Source organism: Pseudoalteromonas shioyasakiensis (assembly GCF_024518675.1).
In the GTDB taxonomy this organism is placed as follows: domain Bacteria; phylum Pseudomonadota; class Gammaproteobacteria; order Enterobacterales; family Alteromonadaceae; genus Pseudoalteromonas; species Pseudoalteromonas shioyasakiensis_B.
In genome coordinates this window covers 176,703-196,381 of sequence record NZ_JANIGL010000001.1, presented here as the reverse complement: position 1 = coordinate 196,381, position 19,679 = coordinate 176,703, and the positions used below count along the sequence as shown (strand labels likewise).

The window sequence follows — 19,679 nt, the reverse complement described above, 5'->3', positions numbered from 1 at the left end:
TTCAGTTCACTACCCATAACTTATTTGTCGGCTAACACTCTGATATTTCAGTTTAATCTTTTACCTTGCCTGCCGCTGCCCATTCCACCCCACGGCGCATAACATTTATAAAGTGCTCATCTTCGAATACTTCAATGCCATGCCCTAACGTCGTGTGAAACACTCGACCTTGATGATACTCGACCGTCATCAGCACAGGCTCATGGCGTCCAAATCCATTGAATTTTTTATCGTCAAATGCACTTGCTAACACAGTTAAATTTTGTGCTGGGCCGCGTAGGCGGTTGTATAATTCGTCTTTGCTATGAGTCCAGTTTTGAGGAAGTAATTTTGTGATCGGGTGCGGCTGCCTTAAAACGATTTCAAATGCATGCTCTTTACCGTGTCCACCGCCTTGTCCTTTTGATGTATCACGCTTTAATAGTCCTTGTTCATCAAAATAAATGTAAGGGCCACTCTTTTCGTTACGACCGCCCCAACCACCCAGTCCAATCATTTGATTGTATTCAAACCATTCAGGAAACGAGTTGTTAGCAGCGTGAACAGATACAAAGCCACCGCCATTTTTCATGAATTTTTCGAACGCTAATCTTGTTTGTTTCGGCCAAGGTGCCGCTTTCCAACCAAAGTTAGAAATCACCACATCATAATCAGCAAAGTTAGGTGAAAATGTTTCGTCTGTTACAGGCTGTTCGAAATCTTGATGCTTTCTTCCATCATTAGCAGGAAATTGCTCCTGCAACTTGCCACCATTCCACGTTTTTGCGGTTCGATAAATATCAACCTCAAACTGACCTGTTTGCTCAAGAAATGTTTTCATCATATTCGATGTTTTCGGCCAAACATAATGGTTATTTTGACCGTCTACTAGCAACACTTTTATTGATGAAGCACTGGCAAATAGTGATGTACAACCGCACAAAAGCACTGTTAATAACGTGATGAGTAATTTGATCATGAAATTCCTATTCAATAAGCTCATTTAATGTGTAATAGACTTTCTCTACGCTAACACTTCGGCCATTGATATCTTTGAGACCAGCAAAGTCAATTTGCACAATTTTATCTGCCATTAATGGCAGTTCAATATCAATCGACTTTTTGTCTTTGCTTAGCGTTATGTTACTAACTGATAACTGAGTTAAGTCTTTTTTCGGCGAACCATAATTGCCTGAATAAAGATAATGCCAAGATTGCGCCGACAGACTGTCCAATTTCACAGACGCTGCGTCCAACTCATCCGTATATGTTAATCTGAAGCCTGTTTTGGTGAGTTTAATGTCTAATAATTCAAATGGATTGGTTCCATCCCAAACCACTTTTTCTAAACCAAATGGTTTGCCACCTTGTGCCCCCCAACCTCTTGCGGTTTGTCCAATCCAAAGTTGGCCGTTAACGTCAAATTCTGCACGTACATTGCCACTTTGAAACCTATTCATGAAGTTAATAACCGCACCTTGGTATTTGCCGTTCACTTGGTCCAATAAAACACGGAAAACGTTTGATTGCGTTTGGTCGCCTATAAAAATCTGCCCCTCAAATGGTCCGAATTTTCCTTGCGTGGTATTCCACTCAGGGTTGCCGGGTGAGTTGGCGACTTCTACATGTGGTATCCAAACCACTGGTTTTTCACTCATTGCTGCCAAGGTGTCTAACGATAAATTTTTTATTTTTTCTTTAGTAAAACCATCAATTTCAATCAAAGATACAGGGTGGCCGTAAAACTTATCTTTCTGTAACAAATGCATCTTTGAGGTTGGTACCCAATCCCCTTGGTTATCGGTAAAAAATATTTCGCCACTAGGACTAGCACCGATCCCGGCAGGAGAACGTAAGCCGTACGCATAAGGAGAGTAACGACCATTTTCATCTACTTTAAAGGCAAAACCGCGATTTCCACCAGCGCTTCCCATCACGCCCATAGTGAAAGCATCTGGGTTATTGTGGCTCAAATTAAGAGTGCCAAATAAATTGCCCGCATTGTCTTTTACAGGCCCAAAGGTAAACTCATGATAATTGTCGTGAAACTCCCAATCATTTGCCACGGGTATATAAGCATCTGCTTTATTATCATTATTAGTATCAATTAATCGCGTCAGTTCTGGTTTTTGCGCAACTAAAATTGAGCCATCGTCGTCAACCATTAATCCCGTTGGCTCATGTAGGCCTTCAGCAAACTTTGACCATTGCCCTTGCTTAAGATACCAAACCTCACCAAAACGAGTAGCAACCCAAATAACACCAGCGCTATCACTGTCTAACCCAGTAACATGAAAACGAACATCTTTTGGTGTTTCCACAGTGATTATTTTATACCCATCAGGTTTATATTCATGTTGTGGCGCTTGTTGTGCATTAATTGACAAAGCAACGGACAGCATTATTATCGATGATAAAAAATTAGTTATTATTCTCATACTAGTTTCACTTCTCTATTGAGGCTGTCAATTCAAACGAGCCTTTGCTGTTAGTAGTAATGACTGCTTTATCTGCAGTGATTTTTCCATTCTCGGACGACCAAATTAAGTTCTCAGAGGCGGGCAAACGTAAAGTGGCTGTTTTATTTTCGTTGTTTGAGTTGAACAAAAAGCTTATTTTGTTGCTGTGTTTAGCAATTGCAGTGACACTAAAATTAGTATCCCCAATTGCATAGTTGAAAACAGGGTTTGAATTAACCAGTTGATAGCCTTTATAACTGCACACCTGCTGAGCGTCGGTTGCGTGTTTTATGCCTTGAGGCGATTTAAATACCCACTCACCCAACGGTAAACTTGGATCTTCACCGCGACCTGATATATTTGGCCCTATATTAAGCAAATCTCCCTGCCATAACCCATTAATAGAACAAGTTTTGCTATTGAATGCATAGTTCAACTTGGTTGGCATTCCTACAGATATGCTCAAAGGCGGAAGCTTATGGATGCGTTTTCTTAGAACTATGGTGTCTGACGTCGCTTTGATTTCAAATTTTTTGCCGTCCATGATCACTTTAGCGCGGCTCGAAACTGCAAATAACTTAATGGTCATGTCTAAATTAGTAGCGATAACGGTTAAGTTTCTTTGCCCAGGTTTACTATTTCCAGAGCGGTAAGTAAGCTTTAAACGCTGTTTGCCTCGCTTAAGTCGCCAGGTTGGAAACCACGGCGTTCCGCCTCTTTGAACCTGCTTGCCATTTATAAATACTTCCATTTCATGAGGTGCGCCCCACTCTAACCAAAGCTGAGCATCTTTATCCTTAGGCGCGTAAAAATCGCCTTCAAACTCAATAAAATAATCTTGCACCTCAGGTATCGCAAAGTCAGCAAGGTTCTTTGCAAGTTGCCCAGACTTGATCAATTTGTCTTCCCTCACAACCTGATCATGTTCATTGTCTAATTGATAGAGCTTATATTGAAGATCATCCCACCCTTCTCGCTTTGACAACACATATGAAACTATTGAGCGAAGCTGTTGTTCAGAGAAGACATCAGCAAACCCAGGCATTCCGGCACTCATAAAACCGTTTTTTACATTGTTTAATATTTCTGAGGGTCGTTTTCCGTGAACCCATTCGCCATCTTTTAAATTAAATCCGCTTGCGCCACTCAAATCTTTGTTGTGACAAGACGCACAAACCTGCTCAAACAATACTTTTCCTTGTTGCAACACAACAGGGTTAGTACTGCTTTGGATCAGTGTTTCATCTAGCTCTTCAGAATTAACCTCAACAGCCGTAAACAGCATTAGAGCAACAATAAAAAATCGTTTAATCATATCAATACACTCCACAATCAAGACTAATCAATCGTCCATTGAACGTTTGCACCAAACCCAAGCTCTTGGCCTGGAACACCAACGGCCACTTGATAGCTTTTATCAAAAAGGTTTTGTACATAGACGTCTAATCTAATGTCTGAACGAATTTGCCACTGTGTCGTGATATCAATTTTATTGTAAGCGTCCAAGTCGTAAACGCTATTTTCGCCAGTATGTTGGCTTGTTCCAAGGGTCTCTCCAACATAATCCATATTTAGCGAAGTGGTCACATTGTCATTAACTTGGTATTGAATTCCTAAGCCGCCCTGCCAATCAGGACGCCCAGTTAGAATTTCATTTTCGCTACTTTGCAGGTCGACGTAAGTAAGGTCGAAATTATATGAAAAATCATCGTTCAGCTGTCCTTGCACAATTAGCTCGATACCTGAGCTAATGATTTTTGAGCGGTTTACCAGTGAAAATGTGGCGAAATCAAAATCAACAAGATCGGTATACTCATAGTTAAACACTGACAAGCTAACGTTGGTTTGTTCTAATATAAACTCAATACCAATGTCTTGGTTTGTTGCTTCCTCAGGGTTCAAATTAGGGTTACCAATCAAGTTATTGCTCAGTGCATATAAACTTGGCAATTTAAAAGCGGTGCCGGTATTGGCAAACACTCGCACTTGCTCATTGAATTCATAATTTGCGCCTAATTTCCACGTCGTTTGATTGCCAAAATCTTTGGTGTTGTCGTATCTAATACCTGAGAAAACCGTTAATCTATCCACTTGCCACTTGGCATCTACAAAGCCTGCAAGGTTTTCTCTGTCTATGTCATATTCGGTAGGCAGTTCAAACACTACCATTTGTCCCATATCTGTAAAGGTATGCATTTGCGTACTGCCGTTGGTTTCACCCGATTCTGATTTAAAATCAATACCCACAGTGACCAGAGCATGGTTAAACTGCAACCCATTTAAAAATCGTAATTTGTAGTACGAGTAGTCGTTCTCAGAGTAGCTTGGTGGCGCTGAAAAATAAGGTGCTATACCTGGTGATTTTAAACTATCTGACGAGCTGAAAACTTCTGCCTGCAATGCTAATTGATGACTTTGTGAAATCACTTGGTTATGACGTACACTACCTGAATATACTTGGCCTTGTTTGTCATCTTTTATCGAGTCTTGAGCATATAAAATGCCGCCACTTTGGTCTGCAAGCGCTTTTTGTTGATAATCGCTGAAACGAACACTCAGCTTAGTCTCACTGTCGTTATTATATCTAATGACACTGTGTGCATTCAGTTCAATAGATTCTTGCTCATCACCAGTAGCCGAGTCGTCACTATTGATTGCCGTTACACCTATTTCTGCGCTATCGAACGCGACTTTCGCCGTCGCGGTTTGTGAACCATTATCAAAGGCACCGGCCGAAACCAAAGTGTTACTGGTATCAGCATCATAGGTAATAAAATTGATCACACCAGCAATAGCATCAGAACCATAAATTGACGATTGTGCGCCTTTGATCACTTCTACACGTTGAATCAAGTCTTTCGATAGTGTACCTAAATCAAAACTGCCGCCACGCCTGTCCAATGGGTTATTTATTTGCACCCCATCTATCTGAACAATAACGAAGTTTGTTTCAGCACCACGTAAAAAAATCTCTTGGCTTACACCTGATTTTTGAACTCGAATTCCTGGCACCAAGGTTAATATATCGAGTGCCGACCATCCTGCAATAGTGTCTATTTGGCTCTTTTCGAGTACGAATAGTGAACTCGGCATTTGATTCGCTTGTACGGGATAGAAATTACCGTAAACTTGCAGTTGCTCAATCTGAGCGTTAACCGACGCGACAAAGAAAAACGACATTATTGTCGCGCGCATCATTAATTTCATTTGATAAAACATTACAACCCTATTTTTTTATAACTAAACCAAAAAACCCGCAGCAATACTGCGGGCTCCGTACTTAGGAAAAATAGTTAGAAATTAATACGGGTATTAAGTCTAAATGTACGTCCGGTATGATATTGATAAACCGTACGTGATTTAGTGGCATCACCTTCAAGTGGGCTGCCTTCATCAAAGGTTACACCGCCCGCTTGTAAGAAACGGCTAGTGAAATATTGACGTACACCTTCATCTGTTAAGTTCGCCACTTGAAATGATACCGAAATCATATCATTCACTTTATAACTTGCTGAGAAATCAAGCGTTTGCCGACCTTCTTCCCAAAGCGAACCATTCTCCCATGAGCGTTGAACTAACTGATCAGTTGTACCTTGATACGATAAACGTAACTGGTGACCGTTTTTCTCCCAAAAGCCGGTCAAGTTATAGCTATGCTCAGGGGTATACGCCACAGCAAGAGAAGGTACTTTCACATCGCTATCAATTGAAGATACTTCTTGATCATATTTTGAATCTTGGTAGGTATAATTTGCCTGCAAGCCTAAACCAGACCAGATCCCAGGGAGTGAGTCATACGTTTGCATGTACTGTAATTCAAGACCTTTGATTGATGCACCTTTACCATTTTTAATACGCGTGGTATTAAACTTGGCACACATTTGCTCTAAATCACCTGAGTACATCCAATCTAGCTCATAGTCTTGACCGCCCTGAAAACGCTTAGGCATACACCCTTCTAAGCTATCTTGACCAGCAATCAGTACGAGATCATTTGGTTCATATGTTTCCCCCTCAGTTAAACCAACATCACGTAAATCATCCATGTAAGTAACGATTGTTTCTGACTCTTCAAAGTTAGTCATGTCTTTATAAAATAACGTAGCAGCTAACAAACCTGACTTGTTAAAGTACCACTCATAAGATAAATCAAGGTTAAATGATTCAAGAGGATCTAGTTTAGGATTCGTCAATGTAATCGAGTTATTACGGTTTTCACCACCCCATTGTGTTTCTCTAACTTTAAAACCAGGGCGAAGAGAATCAATTTGTGGACGCGCCATGGTTTTTGAAGCAGCAAAACGGATAATAGTATCTTCATTGTGTAAGTAATTTAGATTTAAACTCGGTAAAAATAAATCATACTCATGCTCATCGGTAACAGCAAAAGAGCGCAAGCTTCTGTCTTCCGTTGGTAATAAATTACCTGCTTCATCATAAACACGTTCACCATAAATCCAGTGCTTTTCTGTAGACACATCAGAGTGACGCCATAACCACCATTCAGATTCATTTGGGTTCCCTTGAATTGCATTAGGATCATGACACGGACCTTGATCTGGGATCCTAACATCATCAGTCTTATCATTGGTTCCTAAGGTGTCATAACCCAAACCATCCGTTCTAGACCAACGACTTTCTTCATTATAATTCGTGCCATAAAACAAAGTTGCTGCGCACAGCGGTAAACTTGAATCACGAAGTTCAGCAAGCTTGAAAGGGTCCATTAAACGGGCATTATTTGAAGGGTCAAACGCAAATTGCACACCTGATGCACCTTGAACTTCAACCGTTGTTTTGACATAACGAACACCGACATCACCAGTTATACGGCCATCTAGTAACTCAAAGTTAAGTTTTGTATAAAATGCAAGGTTGTCTAATTCTGTATTTCTTGTATTTGAGTCATCTGTTTCAAATGCAACTTCAGGGCTACCTAACGCAACTTCAAACGCCTTGAAAGCTGAAAAACTATTCCAGCCGTCAGTAACATTGTCGCGTCCATAACCAAGGCCCGCCATAAAATCATCAACAGGGAACTCATTGCCATCAGTAATCATAGCTCCGGTTATATCACGTAAGCCACTGCCTAACACGGCTGGTAAACCTGTATTTGGGTTTGTTATTACAACCCCTTCGCCTACATTGTTAAACGAACCCTGCTGTGCATCAACATACTTAGTGCGTTTAGACCATTTAGCACCAAACTCAATTGAGCGAAAGTTATCTGAATCAAGCACGTAGTCAAAATCTACATATAATGATTTTTGCTCATCTTCAACCGTATTTAAGGTTCTGCCCATATATGATAAATGCTGAGCATCTAATTCGTCCGGATTAAAACCCGTGGTGCTGTAATTATCCCACAGGCTTTCTGGATCACCAAAGGTGTTATGTTCGCCATAGTCAATCAAACCAGTACCGGTTACTAAATTACACTGACCACTAGTGCAATCATAACCTACAGGCTCCATATCTTCTGGCGGTACATCTTTTAAGCTCCACGCACTAATATTGGCAAAATTTTGTAATGCCACATACACAGAGTTATTGGGGATTTGCTCAGTTTTAGAGTAACCAATACCCGCATCCATTGTTAGTGAATCACTGAAGTTATGCTTCATATCTAAAGAAAATATTTGATTGTTATTTTCAAAATCCCCTTCAGATTGTACCAAACCACCACTGCCAAAGCGGTTAACAAACTTAGTAAATGTATTGGTTTCTAAATCAATGGTACGCCAGTCTTGCTCAGGATCCGTAAACTCAGCAGTTACACCTGCCAAGCCAGGGTCTTCACCTTCAACCAAGTTTTTCGTCTCTACTGAGCGAGTATTAATGCCATGCATAGAGTTATTTATATCTTGCTTACCAACAATAGCATTAAAGTTAAATTCGGTATTTTCTGACGCTCGCCACTGTAAACCTAGATTAAAATTAACCCGATCATTTTGACTTTCATGATATTGATATTGAACTGTACGCGGTGTAATACCGACAGCATTTTCAACAATATTACCATTTGTATCTTTCGCTAAAGGAGACTGTAAAGCATACCACTCTGTGGCTGAGTATTGATCTTTACGATAAGCATTGGTTTCTTTAACGGCTGTAACAACCACACCAAACGTATCATCAAAAAACTTACGAGAAAAAGTGCCGGACACCTTATAATTATCTTCTTCTGATAGGTCGTTGTAACGGCCTTCAAGTGTCATGGTGTTTATTTCATAATTTAAATCAAGTGGCTTAGTGGTACTTAGGTTAATATTTGCACCTAACGCACCTTCTTCATGATCTGCACTTGGGGTTTTTACAACTTCGATTTTAGATAAGATATCTGAAGAGTACTGTGATAAATCGACACCTTGGCTATAACCTGTTGAGCCAAGCTGAACACCATTCATACTGATGTTATTTTGTTGTGAATTAGCACCACGTACAGTCACTCGCGCACCTTCACCGTCAACTGTCTGCACTGAAACACCGGTTACACGTGATAGTGCATCTGCGATGTTTTGGTCAGTCGATTTACCGATATCTTCTGCGTTGATTGAATCAACAACATTTTCTGCAAAACGTTTATCGTTAATTGATTTTTTAACACTTGCCGCTAAGCCGCTAACTTCAATGATCTCAATATCATCTTCCGCTTCTGTTTTCTTTTCTTCTTGCTGGGCATAGGCAAAGTGCGTTGCAAATAAAGCGACGGTTAAAGCGCTTAACTTGAATGTTTTCTTTATGGTTGTCATGTGTGTGTTCCCCGTTGAAGGTTTATTATGTTGTTACGTTATTATTTTGTAAACAATAGTATGAACAACAAGTCATTGTCAACTGTATTTTGTTAACAATGTATAATTTATTAATAAAAAAGTGAAACCGCAATTACGCTGTGTTTCACTTTTAAAAATCAATAAATATGAGTGCTATAAATTGTTAGTTAAACACCCTATGTATATTAAAAGGGCTTTATATAAGGCCAGCCAGCAAACTGCTTACCTGTTGCTGGGTTTGTGCTCCATTCCCAGCATTCTAATTGGTAATGCTTAGCCTGGTGGTTCACTTTAATAATGCCGTACCCTTCACTTTTCAGTTCTCGGTCAGCTAAAAATTTACCCCAGCTATTATTCTGCTTGGCAAACTCTGTATGAGTTATTTTTGGGTTTGCAGTGGCAAGCACTCTCATTTTATTGCCGAAGGAATCGGTGAAATCGCCAGTATTCATATCGTTATTACGTTGATTAGTCAGTGCCACTTTAGGCTCAAACCAACGCTGCCAAAATGCAGCACTCGCAGGGCCTGCAAAAAATAAACTGCCATCATCAAAACGGTTAATACCTTGGTAAGCTAATAAACCTAGATGTTGATCCCCAGCAATGACTAAAGCATTTGCCTCGCTAACCAATTTAACTGCCCGAGTTCGACCATCAGCAGGATAACCATTTGAATCATAATCAATTAATGCCTCACCATTTTCATCAGTTTGTGGCGAGCCCCACATGGAGGCGGTAATACACACCTTAGGTTTACCAGAATGCATACTTTGCCACGCTTTTAAAAATGATTCTTGGCGTTGCCCTAATAACTCACCCGTTGTCGCAAGTTTGTTTACTTTATAATCTGGTGGTGTTTTAAATTTACGATCTTCGACAATGGCAAAACTAATGCCGCCGTATTCAAACGCAGCATAGGCCACTGGAATGTCGTATTTAATCGGAGTGGGATCATAAGGGTCTGGGTTATGGCCATGTTGAATACGATAAACCATTCTGACCAAGTCTTTATCCCATTTAAAACCGCCATCTTCTTCTTTAGGTAATTCTGAATTTTCGCCGCCATCACCCCATAAGTTACCTTGAAGTACATCATGGTCATCGGCCAGAATAATTGTTGGTTTATCTTTGATGCTGTCAGCAAATGCCCAGTACCACAAATACCACTTATATAAGGTATCGAGTTTTGCATCTGGCGTGTGACGCCCATAGCGAGTTGGGTATGTTTCGTAATATTGATCACCACAAAACACAAACATATCCGGTTGATGATATGCCGCATTTTCCACTAATTCAGTATGCGGAAACAAAATGTTATCTTTGGTATAACGTCCAATCTCTCGCTCTTTAGCAATAAGTGGCGTGTAATGGGTGTTATCTAAACTTTTTGATGTCGGAATGATGCAAGAATACAGCGCGATGATAAATTCTTTGCTGATTTGTGGATCTGCCGCGACGATACCTGAATACAAGGCAGTATCTGGTTTTTTGGGATCCACAACCCGGTATTTATAAGCATTTAGATAATCCCAGTTACTCAACCTAAACCTAGCCACAAAACCATCTTCAATCGGTGCAGTAGCTCCTAATTGCCATTGCTGCTGGCCTTCACGTTGGTATTCCAACCGTAGTTTTGCTAATACCTGTGTATCGACTGGCATCAGTTGGCAGGTTAACTTAAGTATGTTTTTATTAACTGTGTACATACAACCCACAACAGGACCAAGGGTATTACTATTGTTCAGTGTTATTTTCGCACCACCGGTTTCAATATCACTAAACCCCCAACGCGCACCTGCAACTAATGGCTCTGATGAACTTAGTAAAGAGATGCCACCTTGTAACTGCTCTGCAGGTACTTTGTGTAATAGCGCAAAGCCGAGCTCTTGAGCAGTATCCGCATCAGTAGCAACTAAGCGTATATCAAAATGCTCGCTATCTATGGGATCTAAATGACAATCCAGTGTAATTTTAGCGCCATCTTGGTACTGTTTCAGGTTAAACAATTCTCGATTGATGATTTCAAACTTTAGCGCTTTACTTTCATCATCAAACTGACGAAATGATAATTTACCACCGCTATCAAATGCAGCAATGATACCGCCATTAACCCCACCAGCGCGTTGCGCCAATGCAGCGCCTTTAGCAGTTAATTCGCCTTTGCCAACACCCAACAAAAAGCCACAAAAGCCATTCTCACCTGGGGTTAGATTACGCACGGTGGCTTTAATGCGTCCGCTCTGTAGACTGTTATTAAGCTGGCGTGTTAATAATGATACCGTGCGGGCTTCAAAATCTTTCCCTTCACGAGTGCACTGTAATTCATTGCCAACCCTTTGCCAGTCCTGTAAACGATTACCCCAAAACTGCTCACCCAACCATACTTGCGGTGTAAACTGTGCGTTATCCAAAGCCGATGTTGTAGCAAGATCACTACGGTACGAGGCAAAAAGCCCAGCACACCCGCTCAGTAGACTAGTGCCCACTAAGCCTGCAGATAGTTTTAAAAAACTTCTCCTTTTCATACTTTTACTCGCTTATTCTTATTGTGTTGGAAGTTGAATATGAAATTCAATTTGATGTTGATATGGGCGCTCAGGACCATACATTGAGCTTAAAAAATGATGGTGATTTACTGCATTGGGTAACTCATGAGGTTCAATACATAACCCAGCATAAGGTCCCATGGCTTTACCATTAATGTGGTTGTAATCACTAGGTAAGTAATAACCGGTATAAAATTGACTACCCGGGGCTGTTGAATAAACAGCAACTTGATAACCACTTTTAATATGGGCAATAGTGCCATGATGTTTTAATTTACCTTCTCCGGCAGGATCTAATAAATAATAATCGTCAAAGCCGGTATCAGGTAGTTGCTTATCTAATTGCTTAGAGTGCGCAAAGTCATAAACTGTCGAATAAACATTTGCAAATTCACCAGTGGGGATATTTTCGCTATCTTTGAGTAATCGTAACCGTGCAGGTAATTGAATATGATGATCAGTTATATCTAATTGCTGTTTAGAGCCCAAGTTCCAATAAATATGATTGGTTATGCTTATTGGCGTCAGTTGTGATGCAATACCTTGCATATCAATAGTCAATTTATTATCGGTTAACTGATAGATCACGGTAAACTCAACATTGCCTCGGTAACCTTCCTCGCCATCGATGCTGATATAACTAAATACGGCTCGATTATTAATATGATCAACATCAACAATCTGCCAATTCACATGGCTAAGCCCTTTATTACCACCATGTAAATGGTGTTGACCTTCATTGTTAGTCAACTTTACTGTGGAAAACTCATCTAAAAACTGGCTATTAGCAATGCGATTAGCCACTCGGCCAACGGTCGTACCTAAATAAGCAGGATTCGTTAACCAGTCTTGTTGCTGCTGATAGCTCAGTGCCAGATGCTCGCCATTTGGCGCTTCGATACTCTGAATAGCAGCACCAAAACTGCTCAAGGTCACCCGCAAACCATTAGCCTGCGTTAAAGTGATAGTCTGCACAGCCATACTTAACTCTGATAGCCTTGAGGGTTTTTACTTTGCCAATGCCATGTATCTTTCATCATATCAGCTAAAGTATATTCACATTGCCAATTGAGTATATTGGTTGCTTTACTAGCGTCAGCCCAAAAAGCAGGTAAGTCACCACTGCGTCTTGCTGCTACTTCAAATGGAATATCAACACCTGTATGGCGTATAAAGCTCTTCACAATAGCTAATACTGAAAATGGGCTGCCTGTGCCTAAATTAAATGCCTCGTACAATGATTGTTGCTGAAGGCTTAACCATTGCAGTGCTTTAACATGCCCATTGGCTAAGTCACTCACATGGATATAATCACGCTCACAAGTGCCATCTTCAGTTGGGTAATCGCCACCGAAAATAGATAGTTTGTCACGTTTACCTACTGCAACCTGTGCTACAAATGGCATTAAGTTATTAGGAATACCTAAAGGATCTTCACCAATTAAGCCACTTTGATCGGCACCAATTGGATTAAAGTAACGTAAACTTGCAACTTGTAACGAGCCTGCTTTTACAATGTCTTGCAGCATCTGCTCAATCATTACTTTGGTTTGACCGTAAGGGCTGGATGCGCGGCTCAACGGTAATTCTTCCGTATAAGGTGGCGTTGCATGCTCCCCATAAACCGTTGCTGATGAACTAAACACTAACTTATTGACCTTAAATTCAGCCATGCACTGGCACAAGTTAAGGGTTGAGATCAGATTATTCTGATAGTAACTAAGCGGTTTTTGCATCGATTCGCCAACAGCTTTTAAACCAGCAAAATGAATAACAGCACTAAAGTTATGAGCGCTGAATGTTGCTTTAAGCTTAGTTTCATCCAATAAACTGGCATGAACAAACTCTACATTTTTTTGTGCTAGTGTCTGTACTCTGACTAATGATTCACGGCTTGAGTTACTTAAATCATCTATTACCACAACCTCAAAACCACTACGTAACAAGCTCAACACTGTGTGGCTGCCAATATAACCAGCGCCTCCGGTAACCAGTACTTTTTCCATTTTCATAATCCTTATGCTCTTATTACTGATACACCAGATGCTGGTAGGCTGGTATAAATACTTTCTTTTATACCCGTTTTTTGCTGATACTGAGATTCAATAGCTGCCGTTACTTCTGCCACCATAACGTTAGGTACAAATGCCACAACACAACCACCAAAACCACCACCGGTCATACGCACACCACCTTTATCACCAAGTACGTTATCGATAATTTCAACTAACGTGTCTATTTGCACTGTGGTGATCTCAAATAAGTCACGCATCGATGCATGGCTTTGTGCCATTAACTTACTTAATCGACCAATATCGTTATCAGTAAATGCTTGCATCGCAGCTAATGTACGCGCATTTTCATACACTATGTGCTCAACGCGCTTCGCAACTTGGGGGTCAAGCTGCGCCTTATTTGCTTCATATTCTTCAATTGAAACATGACGTAAGCTTGGCTTTGAAAACGCCTCGGCACCGGCATAGCATTGCTCACGGCGTAAATTATATTCGCTATCAACTAAACCACGTTTTACATTTGAATTGATCATCATGATGGTCATGCCTTCATTAATGCTCACTTCAATTAAGTCTAAAGACTGGCAATCAATTCCCAGCGCTTGACCTTGTTGACCGCACGCAGAAATAAGCTGATCCATAATGCCGCAGTTACAGCCTACAAAGTTGTTTTCAGCCGCTTGACCAATTTTGGCGATTTCTTTACGTTCAATAAACAAATCGCATAAATGGTTAAACGCGTAAGCAATCCCCACTTCCAGTGCAGCCGATGAGCTAAGCCCTGCACCTTGCGGCACATTACCGGTAATACAAATATCGCAGCCCGTTAATTGGTGCCCGCGTTTTTGTAATTCATCAACCACGCCGCGCACATAATTACTCCAGCTTTGAGTTTGATGATGAGCGAGTTCTTGGCCTACGCTAAAGCTGTCAACTTCATTATTACAATCAAGGGCTAATACATTTACAGTTGAATCAGTACGCGGGGCAACGGCAATATAAGTGGCGTATTCAATGGCACAAGGCAGTACAAAACCATCGTTATAATCGGTGTGTTCACCAATTAAATTTACACGACCTGGTGCCTTCACAACAAAGTCAGCATCACGCGTAAAGTGTTTTAAAAATGCGCTGCGCACAGTGCTTTCAATGTTCATGCATTCACCTCTTTATAATGCGTGAGTGATTGTTGTTTTAAAATAGTGGCCGCTTGTTCTGGCGTTATATCACGCTGTGCTTCAGCCATCATTTCATACCCCACCATAAATTTTTTCACCGAGGCAGAGCGCAACAATGGCGGGAAAAACTGACCATGCAGTTGCCAAAATGAGTCATCGTGATCATCATATGGCGCACCATGCCACCCCATTGAATAGGCGAATGAACATTGAAATAAATTATCGTATTTAACGGTAATTTGTTTGATCATCTCAGCAAGGCTGATCTGCTGCGCGCTTGTTAACTGAGTCATTCTTGTAATTGCAAAACGCGGTAATAATAGGGTTTCAAAAGGCCATGCAGCCCAATATGGCACAACCACTAGCCAGTCTTCATTAGCACAGACAACACGTTCATCTAATGCAAACTCGCGGTTGGCGTAATCCAGTAATAAATTACTGCCATGTTGCTGATAGTACTTTTGTAAATTATGGTGTTTACGCTCAACTAAACTAGGGAGTTGATCTTGCGCCCAAATTTGTCCATGCGGGTGCGGATTTGAACACCCCATTACAGCGCCTTTATTCTCAAACACTTGAACCCACCGGTAGGTTTGCGAAAGCTCTGCACATTGCTGCTGCCAAGTATCTACTACATTAGTGATTTCACTGATCGAGAGCTCAGGCAGGGTTTTTGAATGATCCGGTGAAAAACAAATAACCCGTGCTGTACCGCGCTCTGTTTGCATGCTAAATAACGGATCACTTTTGCTTGCCTTTGGCACATCTTCACGCAATGCAGCAAAGTCATTAGTAAATACAAAGGTTCCCTCATAATCTGGGTTTACTTCACCATTGATGCGCGTGTTACCTTTACATAAAAAGCAATTTTCGTCATAGGCCGGTTTTACTTCATGATCAACGCTTTCTTCTTGGCCTTGCCAAGGACGTTTAGCACGGTGTGGCGATACCAACACCGACTCGCCCAATAAAGGATTAAAACGGCGATGTGGATGTTCTGTCGGATCAAATTGATTGTTTTGATTACTCATTACTGCAAACCTTAGTTACTATTTTGAAATGTGCCCGCATCAAGCACTTGTTTACGTGGTGTAAATCGGCAAATGTAGTTCCAGTTCCAGCTGGCATCGTATTTATGGCAAAGTCCCCAACTTATTCCCGGTGCTGGGTTTTCATCAAAGCCTTTTACTGGGCGATATAAACCAATGGCCTCCGGGCCACCTTTGATATGTGCCATGATTTCAAAATTAATACCGTCTTTAGCAAATTGAATGGTATTTTTTTCAGGACCATCGGTCGTTAGTAAGCTGGCAATACCGCCTCTAAAATTCCACACAACGACTTCGTGGCCACTGTTCGAGATAGGGTTAAACTCTGATTTTACATACGGGCCCATTACGTCATCAGCAATTGCAACACCATGTTTGATTTCACGCCCGCCAAAGTTCATCCCCTCTCCTTGCGTTTCACCTTTGTAATACAGGTAAAATTTATTTTGGAAAAACACTAAGCACGGATCGTGCACTTTATGGCTATCAAAACTGCCTTTTTTGCTCACTGCAAAGCGGTTATCTTCGTCACCTGACCACACACCATCTTTACTTGGACTGACGATTGGCGCAGCTGACTTGTGCCATGGGCCAAAAGGAGAATCGGCCTGAGCAATGGCAATATGCTCATATTGGCGGTTGGTATAAGGTGTTTCAACTGTTTGATAAACCAAATAGTACTTACCTAGATGAGCAAAAACTTCCGGCGTAAATACAGCTCTATCATCGTATTGACCAGCTTTACCACGGGCAATCGCTACGCCTTGCTCTTGCCACGTAATGCTATCTTTTGAAGTGGCATGCCATACTTCGGTCAAATCCCAAGGGAATACTTTTGCTTCTGGGTCATTTGCATTAAAACCTAACGTTTCTCCTTCGCCTTTGGTGTACCAACAATGATAAACACCCTCAATATACAAAACTGATGATGGATCACGGCGGATCACGCCTTCTTGATAAGCAAAGTCACCTTTTAATGGGGTTACATCAAATTCTGTTAACCATTGAGGACCTCGGCTGTCATAGCCTCTTTCGATTGCTCGGCGGCTCGCTAAACTTAATTTTTGTTGATTATCAGACATGTCTATTCCTTACTTTGCACTGCTTAATTTAAGCGCTTGGTAAACGTCAAAAGGTAAAATGGCGCCTTGATGTTGCACAACTTGTGAGGCAACTTTATCAGCCATATGTAATGCGGCTTGTGGTTCATGATAAGTCATTCTGGCCGCTAAGTAAGTGCCGGCAAAAGAGTCGCCTGCCGCGGTGCTGTCAACTTGCTGTGGCGCAGGATTAAATGAGCACTGTGCCGTTAAGCTATTTTGGCAAAACACCTGCATGCCTTTATCACCGGCTTTTACTATCACTTCATTAACAGCAAATTGTTGGCAATACTGGACTATTTCGCCAATATCCGTGTGGCCAAATAAGGTGTGGTGGTCATCAAGCCCAGGCAATACGAGATCACTGATTTGATATGCGCGCTCTAACCAGTCAATTGCATGCTCTTTTGATTGCCACATACGGGCACGGTAATTAGGGTCAAACGCAATGGTGCAGCCTTGTCGTTTTAAACTAGCTAATAAATCGAGCAATGCTTGTTTAGATTCATCATCAAGAATGGCTAAACTGATACCACTAAAAAAAACCCAATCATTCGCGCCTAAACCTAAATCAAATGGCTTGGCAGCAAACAGTTGCATCATATGTTTAGCAGCAGATTGATTGCGCCAATAATCAAAACTACGCTCACCTTGTTGATCTGTTGAAATCGCGTAGATCCCTACATTATGTGTAGCCGTTTTTATTACTTGCTGAGCGCTAATGCCTTCTTGTTGCCATTTTTTCAGCATGTTGACACTTAATACGTCTTCACCAACCGCTGTAAATAATTCACAATTTAGCTGCTGTGCAAAACGCTTGGCGTAAACTAAAGCGTTATACGTATCTCCGGCAAACGATTGCTTGCATTCACTGATCCCTTGAGGAACCAGCTCCACCATACATTCGCCTATCGCTAATAAAGTACTCACACCCCCTCCAATACTTTTTTAGCTGATACACCGGCTAATTGCTCTTCAATCTCTTCAATCGACTTGTTTTTCGTCTCTGGCATAATTTTATAAAGTAAGACAAAACCAATCACGCCACTAATGCTATAAAACAAAAAGATATTCGCCGCACCAAAGTTATTTAATTGCCAAGGGAAAAACTGCTGAACTAAGTAGCTCACAACACTGGCAATAAAGGCAAACGTTGGAATGGCAACACCACGGATACGGGTTGGAAATATTTCAGAAAAAATCACCCACATTATAGGCCCGATTGAAAAATGAAACGCGGCAATAAAACCGGCAATACCGAGTGAAATAAGTGGAGCATTAATTGTTGCCGCACGTTGAATTAAATCACTTTCAAAACCTTGTAATTGGGTTGCAGAGAACACCGTGGCCAAAGCACGTTTAAATTCAACATCACTGTGATATACCTGACCAATTAATTGCTCTAACCCAGTCACTGTATTTAAGCTTGAAAATTCAGCAATATGCTCTGCTGATAAGCTGTATTCTGCTTGACTAAAGCCGATATAACACATAAATAAGCTCAACGTTGCTGTTGCTAAACCGCCAATCACTAAAGGTCGACGGCCAAGCTTATCAATCAAAACAATAGCCACCATTGTAAACACAATACTAACCAAACCAATTAACACCGCATTTAAAAATGCCGCATCAGTCCCCACACCCAACTGCTCAAACACGGTTGGCGCATAAAACATAATGGCGTTAATCCCAGTGACTTGCTGTACCAATGCTATTGTTAACGCAATAATCACAGCGGCACGAACACGACTATCAAGTAACTGTTTGAATGAAGCTAAATAGCTACCGCTATCTGAGTAGTCGGTTAAACTCGACTTTATGGTTTGCATTTGTTCAGCGGCCAGCGTACTACATTTGGTTAAGCGTAATAACACCGCTTTTGCACGTGTTTCGTTGCCTTTCATAACTAACCAGCGAGGGCTTTGCGGAATGGTAAATAACAATAAAAACCAAATAACAGCAGGAATAACTTCAACACCCAGCATCCAACGCCATAAGTTATCTTGCATTGCATAAGTGCTGACCCATTGATAACTACTTTGCGAAAGTTCAACGAGTAAGTAATTTGCGAAATAGGCTGCTGATAAACCGACAACAATATTTATTTGGATCATAGAAACCAGCTTGCCACGATACTTAGCTGGGGCTACTTCGCCAATATACATTGCAGCCACTGATAAAGACGTAAATGCCAACCCTCCAATAAAACGTGCAATCACTAACGCTTCGTAACTTTGCGCTAATACCGAAGAAATAGCTGAAAATATATAAATGAATGCAATGCCAATCAGTGTATTTTTACGACCAAATACGTTACATATATACCCGGTGATCAATAAGGCGAATAACACGCCAAAACCAGGAGCGCTTACCACAGTGCCTATTTGTATATCAGTTAAATTAAACTCAGCAGAGACAAAACGAACCGTTCCTGAGATCAAAGCAGCATCTAAGCCAAAAATAAAACCGCCAAAGGCGACCACCAAGGCGAAAAAGAACACATTACGGTTGCTACCATTCATACATCTTTATCCAATTTTGTTGTTATCATTGTGTGTGTATTAATTGAGAAATTAACAA

At 41.0% G+C, this 19,679-nt stretch carries 13 protein-coding genes; all 13 read right to left on the bottom strand.

The genetic code is table 11. The annotated features are described in order from the left end of the window. Positions 1–52: 52 nt before the first annotated feature. Positions 53–958, bottom strand: coding sequence for a ThuA domain-containing protein (locus tag NQT69_RS00820; protein WP_256825832.1), 906 nt, complete (start codon positions 956–958; stop codon positions 53–55). Positions 959–965: 7 nt separating this feature from the next. After that, the gene (locus NQT69_RS00815; protein WP_256825831.1) at positions 966–2,417 is read right to left on the bottom strand and encodes a DUF7133 domain-containing protein; all 1,452 of its coding nucleotides are present in this window, start codon (positions 2,415–2,417) and stop codon (positions 966–968) included. A gap of 7 nt (positions 2,418–2,424) precedes the next feature. After that, positions 2,425–3,753: a c-type cytochrome gene (locus NQT69_RS00810; protein WP_256825830.1), complete on the bottom strand. Its 1,329-nt coding sequence runs from the start codon at positions 3,751–3,753 to the stop codon at positions 2,425–2,427. A 23-nt stretch (positions 3,754–3,776) separates the two neighbouring features. Then, positions 3,777–5,645: a TonB-dependent receptor plug domain-containing protein gene (locus tag NQT69_RS00805; protein ID WP_256825829.1), complete on the bottom strand. Its 1,869-nt coding sequence runs from the start codon at positions 5,643–5,645 to the stop codon at positions 3,777–3,779. An 86-nt stretch (positions 5,646–5,731) separates the two neighbouring features. Then, the gene (locus NQT69_RS00800) at positions 5,732–9,190 is read right to left on the bottom strand and encodes a TonB-dependent receptor (protein ID WP_256825828.1); all 3,459 of its coding nucleotides are present in this window, start codon (positions 9,188–9,190) and stop codon (positions 5,732–5,734) included. Positions 9,191–9,396: 206 nt separating this feature from the next. Further along, positions 9,397–11,736, bottom strand: a complete 2,340-nt coding sequence (locus NQT69_RS00795; RefSeq protein WP_256825827.1) for an alkaline phosphatase D family protein — start codon at positions 11,734–11,736, stop codon at positions 9,397–9,399. An 18-nt stretch (positions 11,737–11,754) separates the two neighbouring features. Continuing rightward, on the bottom strand, positions 11,755–12,738 hold the full coding sequence (locus NQT69_RS00790; RefSeq protein ID WP_256825826.1) for an aldose epimerase family protein: 984 nt from the start codon (positions 12,736–12,738) through the stop codon (positions 11,755–11,757). A 2-nt stretch (positions 12,739–12,740) separates the two neighbouring features. Continuing rightward, entirely contained in the window at positions 12,741–13,763 is a 1,023-nt protein-coding gene (galE, locus tag NQT69_RS00785) for a UDP-glucose 4-epimerase GalE (RefSeq protein WP_256825825.1), read from the bottom strand. Between the two features lie 11 nt (positions 13,764–13,774). Then, entirely contained in the window at positions 13,775–14,929 is a 1,155-nt protein-coding gene (gene galK / locus NQT69_RS00780) for a galactokinase (RefSeq protein ID WP_016709245.1), read from the bottom strand. Continuing rightward, on the bottom strand, positions 14,926–15,981 hold the full coding sequence (locus NQT69_RS00775; protein WP_256825824.1) for a UDP-glucose--hexose-1-phosphate uridylyltransferase: 1,056 nt from the start codon (positions 15,979–15,981) through the stop codon (positions 14,926–14,928). The genes galK and NQT69_RS00775 overlap by 4 nt, the downstream gene beginning before the upstream one ends. Positions 15,982–15,992: 11 nt before the next feature. Then, complete coding sequence (locus tag NQT69_RS00770; RefSeq protein WP_256825823.1) at positions 15,993–17,081, bottom strand: glycoside hydrolase family 117 protein; 1,089 nt, start codon at positions 17,079–17,081, stop codon at positions 15,993–15,995. A 9-nt stretch (positions 17,082–17,090) separates the two neighbouring features. Then, positions 17,091–18,029, bottom strand: a complete 939-nt coding sequence (locus NQT69_RS00765) for a sugar kinase (RefSeq protein ID WP_256825822.1) — start codon at positions 18,027–18,029, stop codon at positions 17,091–17,093. Next, entirely contained in the window at positions 18,026–19,621 is a 1,596-nt protein-coding gene (locus tag NQT69_RS00760; RefSeq protein WP_256825821.1) for an MFS transporter, read from the bottom strand. Before NQT69_RS00760 ends, NQT69_RS00765 begins: the two co-directional genes overlap by 4 nt. Positions 19,622–19,679: the final 58 nt, after the last annotated feature.